Annotated in this window: 19 protein-coding genes; 1 reads left to right on the top strand and 18 read right to left on the bottom strand. The window is 41.5% G+C overall.

Annotated features, from left to right (window positions below):
• Positions 1 to 112: 112 nt before the first annotated feature.
• Positions 113 to 400, bottom strand: coding sequence for a WXG100 family type VII secretion target (locus tag QM870_RS05525; RefSeq protein WP_003016069.1), 288 nt, complete (start codon positions 398 to 400; stop codon positions 113 to 115).
• A gap of 477 nt (positions 401 to 877) precedes the next feature.
• Here QM870_RS05525 and QM870_RS05520 point away from each other — a divergent pair, with 477 nt between their 5' ends.
• The gene (locus tag QM870_RS05520; RefSeq protein ID WP_414368943.1) at positions 878 to 1429 is read left to right on the top strand and encodes a hypothetical protein; all 552 of its coding nucleotides are present in this window, start codon (positions 878 to 880) and stop codon (positions 1427 to 1429) included.
• 54 nt (positions 1430 to 1483) lie between these two features.
• Here the strand turns inward: QM870_RS05520 and QM870_RS05515 are convergent, their stop codons facing one another.
• The 17 genes from QM870_RS05515 to QM870_RS05435 form a co-directional block, all read right to left on the bottom strand.
• Entirely contained in the window at positions 1484 to 3334 is a 1851-nt protein-coding gene (locus QM870_RS05515; protein ID WP_414368941.1) for a proline--tRNA ligase, read from the bottom strand.
• 15 nt (positions 3335 to 3349) lie between these two features.
• On the bottom strand, positions 3350 to 4609 hold the full coding sequence (gene rseP, locus QM870_RS05510; protein WP_021154371.1) for an RIP metalloprotease RseP: 1260 nt from the start codon (positions 4607 to 4609) through the stop codon (positions 3350 to 3352).
• Between the two features lie 36 nt (positions 4610 to 4645).
• Complete coding sequence (locus QM870_RS05505; RefSeq protein ID WP_023919527.1) at positions 4646 to 5449, bottom strand: phosphatidate cytidylyltransferase; 804 nt, start codon at positions 5447 to 5449, stop codon at positions 4646 to 4648.
• 9 nt (positions 5450 to 5458) lie between these two features.
• Entirely contained in the window at positions 5459 to 6208 is a 750-nt protein-coding gene (locus tag QM870_RS05500) for an isoprenyl transferase (RefSeq protein WP_003009971.1), read from the bottom strand.
• Positions 6209 to 6362: 154 nt separating this feature from the next.
• Positions 6363 to 6689 (bottom strand): preprotein translocase subunit YajC, encoded by a 327-nt coding sequence (gene yajC / locus QM870_RS05495; protein ID WP_003004444.1) that lies wholly within the window; start codon positions 6687 to 6689, stop codon positions 6363 to 6365.
• A 157-nt stretch (positions 6690 to 6846) separates the two neighbouring features.
• Entirely contained in the window at positions 6847 to 7092 is a 246-nt protein-coding gene (locus QM870_RS05490) for a hypothetical protein (protein ID WP_003009969.1), read from the bottom strand.
• 225 nt (positions 7093 to 7317) lie between these two features.
• Positions 7318 to 9447 carry an AAA family ATPase gene (locus tag QM870_RS05485; protein ID WP_414368939.1) on the bottom strand — a complete coding sequence of 710 codons (2130 nt, stop codon included), beginning with the start codon at positions 9445 to 9447 and terminating at the stop codon, positions 7318 to 7320.
• Between the two features lie 355 nt (positions 9448 to 9802).
• A complete protein-coding gene (locus tag QM870_RS05480; protein WP_049523162.1) occupies positions 9803 to 10102 on the bottom strand; it encodes a hypothetical protein in 300 nt (99 codons plus the stop codon).
• A gap of 18 nt (positions 10103 to 10120) precedes the next feature.
• Positions 10121 to 10501: a type III secretion protein gene (locus QM870_RS05475; RefSeq protein ID WP_414368937.1), complete on the bottom strand. Its 381-nt coding sequence runs from the start codon at positions 10499 to 10501 to the stop codon at positions 10121 to 10123.
• Positions 10480 to 12075: a lipase family protein gene (locus QM870_RS05470; protein WP_414368935.1), complete on the bottom strand. Its 1596-nt coding sequence runs from the start codon at positions 12073 to 12075 to the stop codon at positions 10480 to 10482. Before QM870_RS05470 ends, QM870_RS05475 begins: the two co-directional genes overlap by 22 nt.
• Positions 12065 to 12460 (bottom strand): DUF1310 family protein, encoded by a 396-nt coding sequence (locus QM870_RS05465; protein ID WP_155200103.1) that lies wholly within the window; start codon positions 12458 to 12460, stop codon positions 12065 to 12067. The genes QM870_RS05470 and QM870_RS05465 overlap by 11 nt, the downstream gene beginning before the upstream one ends.
• Positions 12461 to 12651: 191 nt before the next feature.
• Complete coding sequence (locus QM870_RS05460; RefSeq protein WP_414368934.1) at positions 12652 to 13050, bottom strand: DUF1310 family protein; 399 nt, start codon at positions 13048 to 13050, stop codon at positions 12652 to 12654.
• 107 nt (positions 13051 to 13157) lie between these two features.
• On the bottom strand, positions 13158 to 13922 hold the full coding sequence (locus tag QM870_RS05455) for an amino acid ABC transporter ATP-binding protein (protein WP_070448946.1): 765 nt from the start codon (positions 13920 to 13922) through the stop codon (positions 13158 to 13160).
• Between the two features lie 19 nt (positions 13923 to 13941).
• Positions 13942 to 14628, bottom strand: a complete 687-nt coding sequence (locus QM870_RS05450) for an amino acid ABC transporter permease (protein ID WP_195623500.1) — start codon at positions 14626 to 14628, stop codon at positions 13942 to 13944.
• A gap of 3 nt (positions 14629 to 14631) precedes the next feature.
• Positions 14632 to 15324, bottom strand: a complete 693-nt coding sequence (locus tag QM870_RS05445; protein WP_155200101.1) for an amino acid ABC transporter permease — start codon at positions 15322 to 15324, stop codon at positions 14632 to 14634.
• Between the two features lie 66 nt (positions 15325 to 15390).
• Positions 15391 to 16269, bottom strand: coding sequence for a transporter substrate-binding domain-containing protein (locus QM870_RS05440; RefSeq protein WP_023919545.1), 879 nt, complete (start codon positions 16267 to 16269; stop codon positions 15391 to 15393).
• Positions 16270 to 16295: 26 nt separating this feature from the next.
• A complete protein-coding gene (locus QM870_RS05435) occupies positions 16296 to 17297 on the bottom strand; it encodes a uroporphyrinogen decarboxylase family protein (RefSeq protein WP_414368931.1) in 1002 nt (333 codons plus the stop codon).
• Between the last annotated feature and the right edge of the window lie 17 nt (positions 17298 to 17314).

The raw sequence follows: 17314 nt of genomic DNA, 5'->3' as shown, positions 1-17314 counted from the left end.
TCATAGATACAAAATAGGGGTTAGGAATTAAGAATCTAACCCCTATTTTCTATATATCAAAAGACAAAAGGGTGATCTACCTACAAGAAGTAAGATCACCTCCAAGACTATCTTAGTGGATTTGTGCAGCGATATCTTGGTCAGTTTGTTCAACGATATCAGCAACTTTGATCAATTGACCGTTGATGTCTTCCAACAATTGAGCGAATTGTTTGATTTTTGGAGACAATTCGTTGAATTGTGCTTCAAAGCTATCAAATGCAGATCCATCCCAGTTTGCGTCGATGACTTGTTGTTCATGAGTCAAAGTAGTAAGGATTTGATCGATTTCTTGAGAACCTTGTGCATAGCGTTGTGCTGAAGCACGTAGGTCTTCTGGAGTTAATTTAATTTGAGCCATATGTTTCTCCTTTTGGGCTGATACCCTTATATTTTTTTCATAAACAATACATTTTAGTACGAATTAGTAAAATGCCAGATAACTGTATATTTTACCTTTTGCTCCCTGTTTGTATTATTTACTTAAAAATATCTTAATGAAATATTGCCAGAATGTCAAGTTTAGAGGGCTAACTGATAAAACATTGTAACTTTGTTACAATTGTGTAACATTTTGTCATAAATATGTAATATATTTTCTGAATTCCTTGCCCCAGTAGTCTCCAACTAGTATTATTTCTGAGAAGAAAAGAAGACACTCTGTCCTTTTATATTAACTCAACACATAGATAAAAATTGTTGATTTTAGGTGTTTTTAAAAGCAAATTTTGAAGTTTTTTGTATATTTTTTCATTTTTAAAACTTTTATGGTATAATGAAACCTGTTCAAAACTTGTTTCATACAAGATCGAACACCATTAACCTATAAGGAGTATATATGAAAAAATTTCTACTTGCCTCTGTCTGTCTACTAGCTCTTACCGCTTGTAGCCAAGGCCAACAAGGCAAAGGAACTACTGCCGCTTCTCCCAAGCAAGAGGCCACTCAAACCAAAAAGGAGCAAATCCAAACCAAGACCTTTGTTCGTGACCTCGGTGATCACTACCAAAACAAAATTCAAATTGGCTACAAAAATGATGAGATTGTTTCCATGACCATCATGGGAGTTGCACCAATACCGGAAGATATGCAAAAATCAGATGTTGCTGAATTGAAAGAAACCTTTAAATCTGGTATCGACAGTAATAATTCCCAAAATGAATTCACTAACGTTGCTGGACTGCATCCAGACATTCAAATTGCTGATGATAAAAAAACATATACCAACATCATGCATATTGACTTTTCTCAAATCAAAAAAGAAGAGTTTGCCAAAATAATTGAGAAACAGGGAGGGGAACAAAACTCCCAAATGTTGAAATACCTCAAAGGCAAACCTCAAGATCTCTTTACCTATTTCAAAGATCAAGGCCTCAAAGAAGAAAAATAAAAAGAGCTTCCTGAGTTTCATCACCACACTGGTGAGAGCTCAGAAAGCTTTTTCTTATTTGTTCAAGATTGAAAGGGTTTCAAGGAGATTGTCTGCATGAACTTCGATGGTATCTCCTGTTGCTTTGATTTTCACTTCTACGATACCTTCAGCTGCTTTCTTACCAACTGTTACGCGGATTGGAAGCCCAATCAAATCACTATCGCTGAATTTGACACCAGCGCGTTCATTTCGGTCATCCACCAAGACTTCGTAGCCTTTATTCACCAAAGCTTCTTCGATCCGATCGGTCAAAGCAAGGCTTGCTTCATCCTTGACATTGACTGGAATCAAATGCACATCAAATGGCGCCAATTCTTTAGGGAAGTTAATCCCCCAAGCGTAACGGTATTCCCCTTTTGGAGTCTTATTGACAAAGAGGCGTGCATGTTGCTCCATAACGGCTGAAAGAAGACGGCTGACACCGATTCCGTAGCAGCCCATGATGATTGGAACCGCACGACCGTTTTCGTCCAAGACATCTGCTCCCATGCTAGCTGAGTAGCGTGTGCCGAGTTTGAAAATGTGACCGATTTCGATCCCACGTGCAAAGTTCAAGACCCCTTTCCCATCTGGTGAGATTTCGCCTTCACGAACTTCACGAATATCGACGTATTCTGCAGTAAAGTCACGTCCTGGGTTGACACCAGTCAAGTGGTAGCCTGTTTCATTGGCACCGACTACTGCATTGCGACTATCTTGAACCTTGCGGTCTGCGATAATCTTAACATTTTCAGGAAGATCAACTGGACCGAGAGAGCCAAAATCAGCTCCTAATAATTCTTTCACTTCCACTTCGGTTGCAGGTTCAAAGAAATCTGCTCCGAGGTAGTTTTTCAACTTCACTTCATTGAGCTGATCATTACCTACGAGAAGGGCAACAACAGGCTCACCATCTGCGACGTAAACCAAAGTCTTGATAGTAGCTTCTTCTGGAACATTCAAGAATGCAGCTACTTCATCAATCGATTCGACACCTGGTGTTTCTACGCGTTTCACTTCTTCTTCCGCTACGACACGGTTACTTGGCTTGTATTCGTTAGTAGCCATTTCCAAGTTGGCAGCATAGGTTGATTCACTTGAATAGGCAATGGTATCTTCACCAGAGACCATCCATTTGAGCAATTCTGCTTTGATTTCTTCTTGGACTTCTGCTGGGATCTCATCAAAGGAAGCCACTGATTTGTCTAAAACAACCCAACGGTCCAAGTCTGTACGAGCAGGCGTAACAGCCATAAACTCTTGGCTATCTTTTCCGCCCATGGCACCACCATCACCGATGATGGCTTTATAGTCGATGCCACTGCGGGTAAAGATCCGCTCATAAGCCGCCTTGTATTCATCATAAGTGACATCCAAGCTATCGTAGTTAGCATGGAAGCTATAACCGTCTTTCATGATGAACTCACGGGTCCGAAGAAGACCGTTCCGTGGGCGTTTTTCATCGCGGTATTTTGGTTGAATTTGGTAGAGATTCAACGGCAATTGTTTGTAAGATTTTACGGAGTCGCGCACAATAGCGGTAAAGGTTTCTTCGTGAGTTGGACCCAAGATAAAGTCAGAGCCTTCACGGTTTTTCAACTTATAAAGGTCTTCCCCGTAAGTTTCGTAACGACCAGATTCACGCCAGAGATCCGCACTCAAAAGGGCTGGAGCAAGCATTTCTACTGCTCCAATTTTTTCGAATTCTTGGCGCATGATGCCTTTTGCTTTTTCAATTACTCGATTTGCTAAGGGCAGATAAGAATAGACACCAGCTGATACTTGGCGAACATAACCTGCACGCAACATCAAAGCATGGCTAATGACTTGGGCATCGCTTGGCATTTCGCGAAGCGTTGGAATCAACATTTTACTTTGTTTCATGGACAATATCCTTTTCTATTTCAAAAATAATTTCATAATATCATTCCAGGTGACAGCAATCATCAAAATAACCATTACAGCTACACCTGCAAGCGTCATATAGGTTTCTACTTCCTGTTTCAGTGGCTTTCTCCGGACGACCTCGATCAAATTGATCAAGATTTTCCCACCATCCAAAGCCGGAATCGGGATTAGATTGAAGATCCCAATATTAATAGAGAGCATGGCCATAAGAGACAAGACTGCCGGAATCCCTAATTGAGCAGCTTGTGAGCTGGCATTGTAGATTGCAACCGGACCACCCAGTTTATTGAGACTAAAGTGGAAAATGATATCTTTCAAAGCTCCCAAAATCCGTGTCGCTGTATTCCAGGTATCTGTAAAACCAGACAAGAGTTTATCCACAAATCCTGTCTTGAGGCCGTTTGTCACACCCAAATAGTAACGATTCCCTGACTTGGTTGGCTTCACTTTGACTTCTTTTTCTTGGCCGTCTGTCTTGACTTTCAGGGTCAATTCAGGAGCCGTCTTGCTGTCCTTGGTTGCTTTCTCGACAGCATCTGTCAGCTCATCCCAGTTGCTAACGGTATCGTTATTGACTTGAAGGATCTGAACATTGCTTTTAACACCAACCTTAGCTAGCGCCCCATCGGGTGCCACCTGAACATTGTTGCTGTAGTAATCAATCGCACCACCGCGCATAAAGGCTAAGAGTGAATAGACGACAATACTGAGGATAAAGTTGTTCATAGGACCCGCAAAGTTGGTGATCAACCGTCCCCAAATGCTGGCATTCTGATACTGAACATCTCTCGGCGCAATCCGCACTTCTGTCCCATCTTCCTCAACAATAGTCGCATCATGATCGACATCATAAGTCTTGGTCTCATCGAGAACCAAGCCCGTGATTTCTAATTTATCTTCAAAGTCAAACTGGGTAACATTCATGGGAAGGGCTGTCTGATCCAGATTCTTTCCTGAAAGATTGATCCGGACGACCTTACCAGCCTCATTTAGCGTCAAGCTGACAGGCGTTCCGGTTTTAATCTCAGTTGTGTCCTCACCCCAGCCAGCCATACGCACATAGCCACCTAAAGGTAGAATGCGAATGGTATAGGCTGTTCCATCTTGACCAATATGGGCAAAGATCTTTGGACCCATCCCGATCGAGAATTCTCGCACCAAGATGCCCGATTTTTTTGCAAAATAGAAATGACCAAACTCGTGAACGAGAACGATCACTCCAAAAATAACAATAAAGGCAATAAACTGCATCGTTCTATACGTGGTTTCCTTTCTATCTCTTCTGTCTTAGAACAAGCCCAAGAAATGCATCAAGGGAAAGACAAAAATCAAACTATCAAAGCGGTCTAGAACACCACCATGTCCTGGAATAAATTTCCCAGAATCTTTCACACCGAAGTGGCGTTTAATCGCACTCTCTACCAGATCTCCAAACTGACCTGCAATACTAAAGAGGATGGTAAAGAAGATCATCGCAAGAAAACCATGTCCACCCGCCACAGAACGATCCACGATCATATAGATCACAGTTACCGCAACTGCAGACAAGATTCCCCCAAGACTGCCTTCAATCGTTTTATTAGGAGAAACCGCAGGCATGAGCTTGCGTTTCCCAAACCGACTTCCTACCAGATAAGCACCTGAATCAGTAGCCCAGACAATAAAGAGGGCTAACAAAACCTTATCAATACCAGCGATTCGCGCATCTACTAAGGAATGGAAGCCAAGTCCAACATAAAAGCTAGAGGCAATGGGATAGACCACATCTTCATAATTGTAATTCTGAGCAAGAACAGTTGTCCCCATGAGAATCAAGACAACCAAACCATAGGCAATCATATTGCCATCTGCTGGAAGGTAAGGGAGGTAGTCCTCAATCGGCAAAGTCAAGACGAAGGCCGCCAACATGGCTAGCGCTCCTTCAAAGGTCGCTGTCTCAAGCCCCTTCATCTTGAGCAATTCATGAACCCCTAGCATGGCGATCAAGCCAATCACAATCTGGAAGAATACCCCTCCAACCATTACTGTTGGAATGAAAAAGAGCAGGGCAATTCCTCCAAAAATCACACGTTTTTGTAAATCTTTCGTCATCATCTTCTCCTAAACACCACCAAATCTCCGATGGCGATGGCTATATTCTACTATGGCACTTCTTAGTGCTTCCTCTCCAAAATCTGGCCACATCACATCTGTGAAATACAACTCACTGTATGCAGCCTGCCAAGGAAGGAAATTACTCAAACGGATCTCTCCGCTGGTACGAATAATCAAATCCGGATCCCTTAGGACACGTGGCAAACTCTCGGTATAGAGAGAATCTGCGATCATCTCTTCTGTGATATCTTCTGGACTGAACTTCGCATCCAAAACTTCTTGGGCGATCTGTTTCACAGCCTGAGTGATCTCAGCACGCCCACCATAATTGAGTGCGAAATTCAGGATCAAGCCTGTATTGAGATGGGTCATCGCTTCTGCTCTTTCCAAAGCCTCCAGCGTTTCTTTTGGTAATTTCTTGGTATCACCGATCATTTGAATCTTGACATTGTTGCGATGCAATTCGGGGACGAAACGATCATAAAACTCGACCGGCAAGTGCATGATGAACTTGACTTCATCTTCAGGGCGTGTCCAGTTTTCCGTAGAAAAGGCATAGACAGTCAAGACCTGAACCCCCATATTTTTTGCTGCAATTGTCACTTCTTGGAGAGCTTCCATCCCCGCCTTATGACCAAAGACACGCGGTTGCATCCGCTTTTTCGCCCAGCGACCATTGCCATCCATAATGATCCCAATGTGTTTCGGGACTTCTAAAGGTATCTCGATTTTTTCTTTTTTCTTAAAACGAAACATGTTTTTCTACCTATTTCAATATTTATCGCTTCATTATACCATAAATCCCCATAAAATAGGGACTCTGGCCTCTTTTTTGAACCAGCAGGACTTTCCTTCATCACATCGTCCTATTTGCCCACCAAAAAAGAGGCCCTTGCCTCTTCTTTAATGATTATTCTTCGATGGCTGAATCGGCATCTGAGCTAGCACCTTCTGTAGCAGTGGCTGAGATTCCTTCTGATACAGGAAGAACTGTTTTGATCGCTCCCAATTCAAAGGTCAGGTAGACACCATCAACATCCAAGACAACGGTCTTGCGGTCTGTGTCGACTTCATCGATGGTTCCGTACAAGCCACCAATCGTGATGACTTCATTTCCTTTTTGAAGTTTATTCAAACTTTCCATCCGTTTTTGATACTGTTTCTTTTGGCTACGGCTCATGAAGTACATCAAACCGACCATAAGAACGAGCATAATTAGCAAACTTCCGCCTTGCATATGTTTCTCCTTTAATTTTCATATATGCTATACTATATCAAATTTCGCCCGTCTTTTCAAGTTTGTCCCATCCTCTTCAAGCAAAATCAGACTCCAGTCTCAGAGAGGAGGCAAGTTTTGATGAAAAAGAAAAAAACCACGAAAAGTGGGCTACTGACTAGTCAATCGTAATGCCATACTTTTCATGATTCTCATCATACCAATCAATCAAGGCCAAAGCCGTTTGATAGGTAATATTTTTGATTTTACTCGTTCCCTTCGTCAAAGTCGCCAAGCTCATTTTGCTGATGTTTGTTTCAGTTGCGACACGATAGCTCGTCAAGCGACCGTCAACCATCAGTTGAACAACGGCTTCCACTTTTCTGTATTCGGGAGTTGAGTAGATATCAATTGTATTGCTCATCTTACTTCCATTCCTCAAATTTTATTCTTGTATAGATTATATACTTATTTTCTTTATTTATTAATAATTTTGCTCAAATTGGATTAATTTCACTAATTATTGATGTTTTTTTAGCCCAAATAGGGTCTTTTTCGCTTTATACGGCGAATAATTTCCCCCAGGTGGGAAGAAAAAATAAAGACCGCTATATGATAGCAGTCTCTATTTTTCACAAACTAATTCGCCTTAATCTGCTTGTTTATCAGTGTTTTCTTCCTTCTTTGTGTCTTTTTCTCTGATCACAAGCACACCATCTTCCATGTCAGCTTCAAGATGTTTAGCATCCAAGTTATCCAAGTGGAAGTCTGTCACTTTGTCACGGATTTGTTGTTCAACTACCCGACGGAGTGGACGAACACCCATCACTTCATCATAACCTTCTTCAGTCATATATTCTTTGGCTGCATCGCTCACTGCCAAGTCGATTTCTTTCTTAGAAAGGGTCTTATTGACATCTACCAACATCAAATCAACAATCTTAGAAAGGTCTTCCTTGCTCAAGTGTGAGAATTCAATAACAGCGTTGAAACGGTTCAAGAATTCTGGACGGAAGTAAGGTTTCAAACGATCCATGAGTTCTGGTTTATCCGCAGCTTCTGTCAAGTTGGCTTCGTAACCAAAGCCAGCGTTTGAAGTGGCGATAATCACAGTGTTCTTGAAGTTGACCGTGTTCCCTTGACCATCTGTCAAACGACCATCATCCAAGACTTGAAGGAGAAGGGTGATCACTTGAGGATCTGCCTTTTCAATTTCGTCGAGAAGGACGATTGAGTATGGGTTACGGCGAACACGTTCTGTCAAGGTATTGCTGTTATCATCGTAACCAACATAACCAGCTGTTGTACCAATCAATTTAGAAACGGCTGTGCGGTCGCTGTATTCTGACATGTCCAAACGGATGATCGCATCTTTGGTTCCGAACATATCAAGTGCCAATTGTTTAGCCAACTCAGTTTTACCGACACCAGTCGGACCTACAAAGAGGAAGCTACCGATTGGGCGGTTCCCTTCGTCAAATCCTGCACGGTTCCGACGGATGGCACGTGCCACTGCTTCAACGGCTTTATCTTGACCGATAACCTTAGTTTGCAAACGGTGACCCATATCTTTCAAACGTTCGATATCAGTTGCACCCATTTGTGACACTGGAATACCCGTCATCCGTTCTACAGATTCAGCCACATCGTTGATTGTTGCCGTTACTTTATGGTCTTCCGTATGGTTTTCAATTTTCTTTTCAAGTTCTTCGATACGAACTTTTGCATTAAGAGCTGCTTCGTAATCTTCTTTAGCAGCTGCAGCTTCTTGTTTAGCTTTTTCTTCTTCAATTTCATGTTCCACAGCATGGACATCTGTTACTGGATGTTGGGCTGCCAAGTGAGCAGCTGTCACATCGACCAAGTCAATGGCCTTATCAGGCAAGCTACGTTGTGGAATGTATTGGATCGAATAATCAACCGCTGCTTTCAAAACTTCATCTGGCAAGATGACATTGTGGTGTTTTTCATAAAGATCACGGATCCCTTGGAGAATCTTGAACGTATCTTCAGCTGATGGAGCATTGACTTTCACTTCGTTGAAACGACGAGCAAGAGCTGCATTCTTCAAGATGGTGTTACGGTATTCATCTTGAGTAGTTGCCCCAATGACTGTCAATTCCCCACGTGAAAGAGCAGGTTTGATGATATCCGCAAGACCTTTAGAGCCTTGACCATCACCTGTGCTACCTGCACCAAGGATTTGATGGATTTCATCAAAGAAGAGAATAACATTTCCCATAGCTTTGACTTCTTGGATAAGATTTTGAATATTTTCTTCAAAGCTACCACGGTATTGCGTACCAGCTTCTAGACCAGAAATATCAATCGAGATGATTTCTTTATTCTTGATAGCAGCTGGAACATCCCCGTTCACAATAGCTTGTGCCAAACCTTCTACAACTGCTGTTTTACCAACACCAGCATCCCCTACAAGGACAGGGTTGTTCTTGGTACGACGAGACAAGATTTCAGCAGTTTCTTGAATTTCTTTATTACGTCCGATGACTGGATCCAATTTTCCTTCACGAGCTTCTTCGGTCAAGTTGCGGCCGAGCTTCGCAAGGATCCCATCTTGTTTCATTCCTTTACCTTGATGGTGTTGCACTTGCTCGCTTCCTTCATTTGGAAGTTGACCAGTTTGGCGGTAAATAGCAAATTCTTCAGGTGTCACTTCACGACCGTTGATCATGTAGCGACGGCTTTCAGAACGAAAACCACCCATGTTTCCCATTAGTTGATTGAAAAGATCATCCATATTGTTAAAGTTGTTATTCATATTGTATACCTCTAATTTACATAATTTTAATTCATTCTTGAAAATTAGCAGACCAATTGGCTGCTACTTAATTGTTTACATAATTTTAATTCATTTATTTAATAATAGCCCTACAGGCTAACAGTTTCTATTTTTCCTTTTATCAATTAGTTGTCTTAATTCTGGAAATAGCATATCACCATCTCCTTTCCACTATTGATCTTGTAAACCAGTAGGTTTTCCCAACCTCTTTTTGTTTACATAAATTATTATAACGCAGACTGATTTCTTTGTCAACACTTTTTTACATAATTTTTAAAATTTATTAAAAAAATCTGGAGTCACTCCAGATTCCATTTTAAATAGAAGTTCTTGGCTAGATAGATTTAAATTTCCCAGCTTTTTCTTGAATAACTGTCTGTACATTTTTAGCAAATTGCCCCACCATGGACTGATCCAGTTGTTTTCCAACTACCTGGACGTCTTCTTCGGCTACTGTTGTAATCGCAGTCAAGCCATCATTGTAACGTTTCTCAACTCCTGCCTTGCAGGTCAATAAAACGGGCGCATAGACAACACGGATTAAATCTTTTTCAAGTTTCTTTCGGCTTTCGATGATCCTCATCTTATCTTTCATATCTAAATCAAAGAAATCTTTGACTGGACTATCACCCATACTTCCTCCTCTTCTATACTATGAAACTTTATCTTGTGCAAACTCCTCTTCCAGTTGGTATCTATCTTTCCGGTAGGATTGCCATAAATTCTCTTCCTCGATTTCGATCTGTTTTAAGACTACATGTGCAGCTTCTCTAGCTTCGAGATCATACTCTTCGATACAGCGATGGAGGGACTCCCATTCACAACTGACATCAACCTCCTGCTCTTGTAAGAAGGAAGCTGCCATCGCATACTCTTCTTCCAGCATCTGGGTGAAGAGCTGCTGTTTTCTTTCCACTAGGCAACGCTTTTCATCTAGCTTCAAGCGCGCTTTTTGGAACTCTCTTTCCAAGTGATCTAGTTTCTTTTCCTTTTTCGAAAGAGTAGATGAAATTAATAAGCTAGTTGTTCCCACTGGTTCATTTCTCCTGCTATTTTTTGGTCTTTTGCTTTTAAGAGCTCAATTCCTGCATTCACTTGCTCGTTTAAAGCATGAAATTCATTTGATAAGGACTGATATGCAGCCAAACGGTTGTCGAATCTTTCTCTTACTTCAGTGACAACTGTTTGCTTTGTTGCACCAGCCTGTGCATAGGCCTCTTCTACTTCCGCAAGATTGAGAATGAAGCCTTTCGGAACGGTATGTAATACTTTCTCCAAAGCTTCTAAATCTGTATCCAGTTGTGCCTTAGATTTATGAGCTTGCTCCAGCCCTTCATCCACTACTCGAATCAGCTCATCAGAAGCCAAGCGCGCCTGCAAAGCATCCAGATAGATCCGTTCACTTGAGCTCAGTCCACCACCTGTTTTTTGCAATTTATCCTTTAGGCGATAGTAAACCTTCATCCGCTCTTCAATGATTTCCTTGCGAGTGATGGCTTCCGTTCCCTTTTCAAGAACCAAATTTCCATCCTTATCATAGATATAACCATGCATCATGTGCTGCAGGCCAGTATTTATCAAATTCTTAGTTTTGAGGTGCTTGACAATCCCACTGGATTCCTTACTTCCAGAATCCTGATAGCCCAAGCTAACCAAATCTTTATGGTCAATGTGGTTGTAGATTTTGTACTTCAGCGAATCTATACGCGCTTTTTGCTCGGGTGTTAAGATGGAATAGGCATTAGGGCCATTGTATAGATGGACAGTCCCAATATGAGACGCTTCTTCTTCCGTCAAGCAGGCAAGCGCATACTGAATATTCATAGACCCCAGAGAGTGACCGTATAGATCGATCTTGGCATTGGGGTATTTTCGGATCACCTCTTTCAAATGAGCTGCAGCATCTTTAAATTGCGGAGGCGGGAAAGTCCCGTTTTCATCATTGTATTTTTTTAAAAAAGCAGCTCCCACTAAAGCGGGAAATTTAACCTGTTCGTCGGCTGTTCTTTCTGCAAAAAAGCCGACCACATCTGATGCTTTTTCCTGTACGAAATTGCTGACAGGATTATCCAGCGCTTTTTTCATAAACCTACCTAAGGGTGTGGCCTCCGGAGGAAGATTAACAGAAGTAGGAATAATCGCATCTTCAAAAGCTTCTACAAAATTATTAAAACTATCCTTAGCCTTATCTCGCGCATAATTCTTCGCATATTCTGTTGCATACTCGCTCGCACCACCAGGGTTCAAAATATTGGAAGCTGCTGGCAAATCTGTCTTTACCCAATCCGTATATGTATCATGGAGTAATTTTTGTGTACTTATTTCAGTTTCAGATCCCTTCATCAAGACAGTCACGTCATGGATTTGGGCACGTTCTTCATCTGAAGCAGTATAGGGGACTGGATCTTGTTCAACACCCTTGCCACTATCCGTTAGTACGAAGACTTGTTCTTCATTGCCATTTATACTATCATAGATGTGAGAAACATTGCCAACATATTCACTACCTTCTTTAATTTTTTGATTTTTTCCTAATTTTAATGATCTATATTCAATTAATGATGCTTCTACATGCTGTCTGTCTGAAAAATTTGTGTTATTTACCATATTCATCTCCCCTCAGTAAACGACTTAACTCTGCAGAAATACCATAACTTCCAGCCTCAAATTCTCCCGAATCTTCCATATGAACAGTAGTATCAATAGTTAGTTTTTCATCATTATTGACTTCCAAATATACATTCATCCCACCCATTGGATTGTATTCCAATTGATTTTCCAAGATTTTATACGAGTGTATTTTCCCCTGCGGAGTTAATGCTTCAGGATCAATATCCTTTAACATATTTTCAATCGCCACTTTCATCTTCTTACTCTCTGCAATTTGAATCATTTCTTGTTTCTTGGCAGATTGTCCATTAAAAAAGCTACATCCCCCTAAGCTCAGGCTAAATACTACCATTATCAACACAATAAATTTACTTTTTTTCATCTTCTTCCCATTCTTTCTTCAGGTTTCTTAGAATTTATTATACAAAATTCTATTCATACCTGAAATGTTACTTTTGTTAAAAAATGTTGCCAAATCGTTACAAGCACTAGCTATTGATGTAACATATTGGTTTTGATCCATAAATGTTTCTATTTAACTATATTAGATTAGGGGTGTTTACCTAAATGAGTTTATTTCCCAGTCTCTTCTGCTTTACTTAACAGATCACTTAATTTTGCTGAAATACCGTAACTACCTGCTTCGAACTGTCCTGAATCTTCCATTTGAACAGTCGTATCGATCGTTAACTTTTTATCGCCATTGATAACGAGAGAGACGTTCATACCTCCCATTGGATTGTATTCCAATTCACCTTTTATCAGGGTATAGGAGTGAATGACACCTTCTGAAGTGAAAGCTTTAGGATCGATACTGATTAACAAGTGTTTCAGCGTCCGCTCCATTTTCGTGCTTTCTGCGATCTGAATCATTTCTCTTCTCTCAGCAGCTTTATCCGTAAAAAGGCCGCAACCTCCTAGAAATAAAGTCAGTAAGAATAGTAGTACAAATCGTTGTTTTTTATCAGTCATATTTCCCTCTCACTTATATTATTCGTAATGATTTTTAAAAAATGAGCCAATTTTTAAAAATTTTTTCCAGAACCTAAAAAACACACCCTTACTAGGTGTGTCTCTTGTTAAATCATGTATTCGACGCTATAAGTAGCATCAGATAAAATCCGTGAAAGGAATTGTTTGGTTCGCTCTTCCTTTGGACTATTAAAGAATTCATGCGGTTCATTTTCTTCGATGATGTGTCCGCCATCCATAAAGATAACGTGGTTGGCCACATCACGCGCAAAGCCCATCTCATGCGTTACGACAACCATGGTCACTCCTTCTTGGGCTAGCTGTTTCATGACATCTAAGACATCCCCAACCAATTCTGGGTCTAGCGCTGAAGTCGGTTCGTCCAGCAAGATCACATCTGGTTTCACTGCAATGGCACGTGCGATTCCGATCCGTTGCTGCTGACCACCTGATAATTGAGAAGGATAGTAATCCTTGTAAGCGAGGAGACCGACTTTTTCAAGGGCGGATTCCGCCCGTTGGATGGCTTCTTCTTTTGGAATCTTACGAGCTACAACCAGGCCTTCTAAGATATTTTCAAGTGCTGTTTTGTTGGCAAATAGATTGTAATGCTGGAAGACAAAGGCTGTCTTTTGACGAATTTCTAAAATTTCCTTTTTGCTGAGTTTTGAGAGGTCATATGCTTTTCCACCTAGGGTTAAGTGACCTGTATCCGCCTTTTCCAAGTGGTTGAGGCAACGAAGGAAAGTTGTTTTTCCTGATCCAGATGGACCCAAAATAACGACGACATCCCCTTGGTTGACCTTGAGATTAACATCTACCAGGACTTGGTGGTCCTTAAATTTTTTCGATACGTGTTCTACTTCTAACATCTTCTTATTTCTCCTTCTTCTATGCGAGTGTCAGGCGTTTTTCTAAGAGATTGAATCCCCACTGAATCACCCCACAAATGACAATATAAAGAATAAAAATCACGAGATAGGATTCAAAATATTGATAACCATAAGAGGCTTCGACCTTGGCAATGGCGGTGATATCCTTGATGGTCATGACAAAGACAAGGGAGGTTCCTTTGACCAAGTTGATGACCAGGTTACACAGATTGGGTAGGGCTGAACGCAGAGCTTGTGGAAAAACAATGCGGATATAGGCTTGGCGATTGGTCAAACCAATGGCTTGCGCTGCTTCTAGCTGACCCTTATCCACAGTCAGAATGGCTGACCGTAGAATTTCAGCAAGACTCCCCGTTGTCATCAAGCTAAAGATGATAAAGGCATAGTAAATGGGATTGATCTCAAAGACATTAAAGTGACTGCCAATACTCTTAAAAAAGCTATTTAAGAGGCTGGGAAAGAGACTATAAAAGAAGAGAATCAAGAGAATCGGAGGCGTCGCGCGGATAAAGGCTAAGTAAATCACTGAGAAACTGCGAACACCTTTGACCTTATAGATCTGACCGAGTGCCAAAAAGAGGGCTGGAAAGAAACTCAAAAGAATCGATACGACCATGATCAGAAGGGTCACTGGAACACCACCCAAGGTGGCTAGAAATGCTTTACTAATAAAATTGAAATCCATAAGCTACCTTTCTGTTACACTGAGTCGTTTCTCAAGGAGTTGAGCGGAGAAGGAGATCACAAGGGCAATTGCCCAGTAGATCACTGCTACGGCTGTATACGTCTCGAGGGAATAATTTCCGAGATTGCGGCTGATCAAATTATTTCCTGCTCCCATGATATCGATAAAGCCAATAGTATAAGCCAAAGCGGCGTCGCGCATGAGGTTCAAGATAGCCGTCGTCATATTTGGAAGAGCCACGCGAAAGGCTTGGGGAAGGACAATCCGCCAAATGGTTTGAGCTGGCGTCAAGCCGATACTCAAGCCAGCCTCCATCTGACCTTTGGGAATGGCCAAATAGGCTGCCTTAAAGACCTCAGAAATCATCGCGGCAAAGAGAAGAAACATGGCCACAAGGACAAAGACAAACTTGGACCAGTGGTCAATGTCAATGCCCAACCACCAGTTCAAAAATTGGGGCAGTCCATAAAAGACCAAAAAGAGCAAGACAATTGGAGGGGTACAACGCAAGGTAAAGACATAGCCTTTTGCCAGACTTGCTCCTACCTTCTCTTCTGATACTTGTGCCCAAGTCAAAACCAAGCCAAATGCAGAACCAAGAAGCGTCGTTAACACCATCAAAGCTAAGGTCGCTGGTAGAGCTTGGACCAAGGTTGGAAGAAATGACCAGACCTTGGAAATGTCGTATGAGACCATGTTTCTTTTCCTTTCTGTATCCGGATAGAAATAAGGAAGCTGGGGCTATGCGCACCCAGTTCCATCTTATTTCTCTTTATCTACATAACTGAAGACATCTTCACCGAAATATTTTTTCGACAATTTAGCAAGTGTCCCATCTTTTTCCAATTCTTTGATAGCCTTGCTGTATGCTTCCGCAAATTTTTCGTTTTTCTTATCCTTATGGATCAATGGGTAAGTTGGAATTCCTTTGTAGGCAAACCAGCTAAGTTTGTCCGCGTATTGGTGGTAAGAACCATCTTTATCTGTGACAGCTTTTTCAAAGGAAAGTTTGATGTCAAAGAAGGCATCGTAACGTCCTTCAAGAACCCAAGCATAGGCATCTGCGACTTTGAAAGATTCCGCAGCTGTTAATTCGATTTGTTGGTCCTTATGCTTTTCATTGTATTCTTTAATAACATTCCACTGCGCATTTTGTGGTGAAATTGGAACCAATTTTCCTTTTTCTTTAGCGAAGTCATCGATGTTCTTGTATTTATTCGCATCTTCTTTCCGTACGGTAAATCCGATGATACTTGCTCCAATTGGTTCTTTTGGAATGATAAATTTCTTAGCACGTTCTTCGGTATACCAAGCTCCTTTGGTTCCGATATCGTATTTACCAGATTCTAGACCGATTAAGAGATCGTCATCACTTGTTCCAGTGTACTCAAACTTGTAGTCTGGTAGTTTTTCGTCAATGGCTTTGAGAACGGCTACTTCATAGCCATCTGATTCTCCTTTTTCATCAACGAAATCATACGGTACATAGTTTTGAGTGTGGGCTACTTTCAAGGTTGTTACCTTGTTCGTTCCTGTTGAGCCTTTGCTGTCGTTTGCATGGTTCAAGCTCCGTCCAAGAATGGTTGCACCTGCAATGGCAAGTACTGCTACCCCACCGATAATCCATGTTTTTTTACTCATACTCTGTTCTCCCTTTTCTATTTTCCTTATTCTGCTGCAGCTTCACGAACCCATTCGATTCGTTCTTCATCAATGTCACTTGGAATCGTACAATCGGCACCGATGACCAAACCTGTGGTTCCGGTTTCTGCGATGATGCGTTTGGTTTCTGCTTGGATCGCAGCCTTATCTCCTGTGTAAAGAAGACCATTTTTACCATTTTCAAAGCCACCAAGAACCGTGCGTCCACCGAAGATTTCGCGTCCTTCTGCTAGGCTGATTCCTTCTGGTCCGACTGCCCAGTTAATGACTTGGGCTGGGTAGTCTGTGAAGAGATAGATATCATTGCGAGCTCCTTCGTAGCCACAGATATGAAGGATATTTACGCCACCGGCTTCATTAGCTGCCTCTAAGACATGGAGTTCACTCGGCGCGATGACTTGTTTGTAAATTTCCTGACTGACACGTGCATCCTGAATGCTTTGAACACTGAGGTAGATCCCGTCTGCTCCTGCTTCTTTAATGATTCGTTGGCTCAAACTTGCAATATCTTGGCCAATTGTATCCAATACTTTTTTAAGAGTTGCTGCATCTTGATCGATGAAGTTTGCGATCAAGTCATCTCCTCCTGAAACTTCTCCGACCAACCATTTGAAGTAGGTCACTGGAGCAAAGATATTGTAGATAGCCACAATGTCCTCCTCAAAACCGGCACGGATTTTTTTAACGAGCTCTACTTGCTCTGTGATCCATGGATGATCTGCTCCGAGTGGTTCAATCCCTGCTAAGTCAGAGATATTTTCAAGGCCTTTGTGAATGCTTGGATTTGGATAAGCAAAGTAACCATCACTCATGAGTTTGACAAAGTCTGGTTTGACCTTGTGAAGGAAGTTTTTATGGCCATTGAGGTTTTTTTCAATAATTTCCGGATTAGAAAATCCTTTCAACCATTCTTCTTCTGTTGTAAAATGATGCCAAAATCCAACTGGCACACGGTCAACTGCTTCTCCTTTGAAAGCTTTTAACACTAATTCTCTTTTTGATGACATGTTCTTACCTCGTTCTA

Source organism: Streptococcus parasanguinis, from assembly GCF_047463195.1.
GTDB lineage: Bacteria > Bacillota > Bacilli > Lactobacillales > Streptococcaceae > Streptococcus > Streptococcus parasanguinis_R.
This window is presented reverse-complemented; position numbering and strand designations above follow the sequence as displayed.